General features: G+C 72.5%; 2 protein-coding genes and 1 pseudogene. All 3 read right to left on the bottom strand.

From position 1 onward, the window contains the following. Positions 1-391 (bottom strand): hypothetical protein (locus HW445_RS31175; protein WP_180224135.1); only part of this gene is annotated, 391 nt, incomplete at its 3' end. Positions 392-538: 147 nt separating this feature from the next. Continuing rightward, entirely contained in the window at positions 539-985 is a 447-nt protein-coding gene (locus HW445_RS31170; protein WP_180224134.1) for a helix-turn-helix domain-containing protein, read from the bottom strand. Positions 986-1028: 43 nt separating this feature from the next. Beyond that, positions 1029-1333: pseudogene (locus tag HW445_RS31165) on the bottom strand (HAD family hydrolase); the annotation flags it as partial.

Below are 1333 nucleotides of genomic sequence, written 5' to 3'. Positions count from 1 at the left end.
GCACCGCCTGCTCGCCGTGCTCGGCGACCCGCTCGTACGTCTCGCGGGCCTTGACCGCGTACTCCAGGGCCCGGCCCACGCCGCGCAGCGCCAGGCCCTGCGCGGTCTCGCCGAGCTTCTTCAGGTCGGGCTCGAGGCCGGCGACCACCTCGTTGACCTTGGTCTGGACGACCGTGGTGGTCTCCTTGACGCGGGCCACGGCCTTCTCCTGGACGGCCTTGGGGTCGGCGGCCTTCACGGCCTCGATGCGGGCCGGCGCCTCGGCCCGGATCTGCTCGACCAGGGCGGGCACCTTCCGGGCCTGCTGGAGGGCCAGATCGGCGGTACCGGCGGCGAAGTAGAGGGGCGTCGGGTCGCTCAGGGTCTTGCGCAGGTCGTCGGTGATGGCCATGAGGACGGTCCTCCCGGATCGCTTACTTCTGAGGGTCACGCTTCTGGATCAGGCTTCTGGGTCACGCTTCTGGGTCACGCGTCTGGATCAGGCTGCTCGGGTCACGCTGCCGCCGGCCACGCTCCCGGCGGTCGCGCCCCCAGGGGGTCACGCGTCCGCTTCCGCGCGTACCGGCGGCTCGTTCCCGCCGTCGGCCGGGCGTGGTCCGCCGGCCCCGGGACCGCCCACGCCGTTCTCGTGCCGGAAGGCGTCGTAGATCTGGACCAGGGCCTGCTTCTGCCGCTCGGTGAGCGCGGGGTCGGCGAGAATGACGGCCCGGGTCTCCGGACCGCTCTTCCCGTCGTCCGCAGAGCCGCTGCCCCGTTCCGCGTCGAGAATGCCCGCCCGGACGTAGAGAGTTTCGGCGGAGATCCTCAGCGCCTTGGCGACCTGCTGGAGGACCTCGGCGCTGGGCTTGCGCAGACCGCGCTCGATCTGGCTCAGGTAGGGGTTCGACACCCCGGCGGCGTCGGCGAGCTGACGCAGCGACAGCTGCGCGTTGCGCCGCTGCTCGCGCAGGTACTCCCCGAGACCACCGACGTTGAGCGATGCCATGACCACACCGTGCCACCCCGCGCTAACTTTTGCAAGCGCCCTGTTAGCAGGGGGTGACGGGAGCCCGTCCGGCGGCGCCGGTGAGTGCGTCGAGCACGAACTTCAGCGATCCGACCAGGTGTTCGGCACCCGACTCCAGCAGCTGCCGCTCCCTCACCTCGCTCCGGGCGTGCCCGAGGAAGGGCACTCCGGCCGCGCGGGCCGCCGCGAGATGGGCGGGGGTCTCCCCGACGAACAGGGCCTCCTCCCGCGTGGCGCCGAGCGAGGCGAGCGCCCCGGCCAGCGTGTAGCCGAACTCGTCACGGTGCCCGGTACCGCGGCCGCACACCCTCGGGAGCGCCTCGGTGA

The organism is Streptomyces sp. UH6 (genome assembly GCF_013421635.1).
Lineage (GTDB): Bacteria > Actinomycetota > Actinomycetes > Streptomycetales > Streptomycetaceae > Streptomyces > Streptomyces abyssomicinicus.
Note: the sequence above shows the minus strand (reverse complement) of the source record. Positions and strands in the feature narration are given on the sequence as shown.